This is a genomic window from Microcoleus sp. Pol14D4, assembly GCF_036701245.1.
Classification (GTDB): Bacteria; Cyanobacteriota; Cyanobacteriia; order Cyanobacteriales; family Microcoleaceae; genus Microcoleus.
In genome coordinates this window covers 1-1,295 of record NZ_JAUBQM010000176.1, presented here as the reverse complement: position 1 = coordinate 1,295, position 1,295 = coordinate 1, and the positions used below count along the sequence as shown (strand labels likewise).

1 protein-coding gene is annotated in these 1,295 nt (G+C 40.0%); it reads right to left on the bottom strand.

Annotated features, from left to right (window positions below):
* Positions 1-1,295: ATP-binding protein (locus QUA33_RS27855; RefSeq protein WP_445243292.1), on the bottom strand; the 1,295-nt coding region annotated here is incomplete at both ends.

Genomic DNA, 1,295 nt, shown 5'->3' with positions numbered 1-1,295 from the left:
TTGGCTTGAGCTGCCGCCATTTCCGCATTTACCGCTTCGCTTAAATTATCTTCAGCCAAGTCAATGCCCAGCAATTGAAGGGCTTTTAATCCCGATTGAACTGCTGATTCATATTTACTTAACAGAGTGTACTGCACGATCAAAATGTTGTAAATTTCCGCTTGTTCTAGCTCAGATTTTGCCCGGGCAAATGCCAGTTCTATTAAAGCTTCTGATTCTTCAAAATTGCCGTTTAAATATTCGGCCTCTGCCAGCTCCTTATGAAAGGTAAAAGCTAGTTCGTAGGATTCTTGCCAAATATCGCCCGGTAAAATTTCTCGACCGATGTTTAAGTAGTCTCTGGCAGCAGCATAAGCCGTTGCATCTTTGGCTTTGCGAGCGGCTGTTAAATTTAAAATAGCTAGTTCAGTTTTCTCGTTATCATCAATGATTAAAATCCGACCAGAATTCAAATGATCGACTATTTCAAAAATTCTTTCGGCTCGTCGCTCCGGAGCAATATTTGCCAGTAACAGGCGACCAATTTGTAGGTGAATTGCGGTTTGCAACTTTGAGTCGATCAAAGCGTAACCTGACTGCTGCACGCGGTCATGCAAAAACTTATAATTAGTAATTACCAAGTCGGAATTAATGATTTCTGATTCGGTAGCACCTAACTCAGAAGTAGTTAGAATCAATCCCTCTTGGATGGCTGGCAATAGTTCTTGAAACGTGGCTCCCCAAGATTTCTCATTAATAATTGAGAGAGTTTTTAAGTCAAAACTATTACCGACGCAAGCAGCCAAGCGCAAAACTTGCTGAGTTGATTCTGGCAGTTTTTTCAATTTCCCAATCATCAATTCAATGACGTTATCAGTAATACCTACTGATTCAATTTCTGAAATATTCCAATCCCAGTTTCTTTGTTGGAAGTTAAATCTCAGCAGGCTTTCTTGATAAAGAGTTTTGAGAAACTGATTGACAAAAAAAGGATTACCTTGAGTTTTATTGAGCACTAACTCTGCTAAGGGGAGCGCTGATTCTGTGTCTTTACGAACGGTATCAGCAATTAAGTTACTTATCTGCTGAAGGTGTAAAGGAGCTAAAGTAATTCGCTCGATTCTTGCCCCTTGATTTGGCAGCTCATCCAAAGTCATTATTAAAGGATGAGATGGGTTAACTTCGTTGTCTCGATAAGCACCAATTAGAAATAGATATTGCGTTTGCTCATCTGCCATCATTACTTGTAGCAATTTCAATGTAGCGGCATCAGCCCATTGTAAATCGTCGAGAAAGATGACTAAGGGATAGTCAAC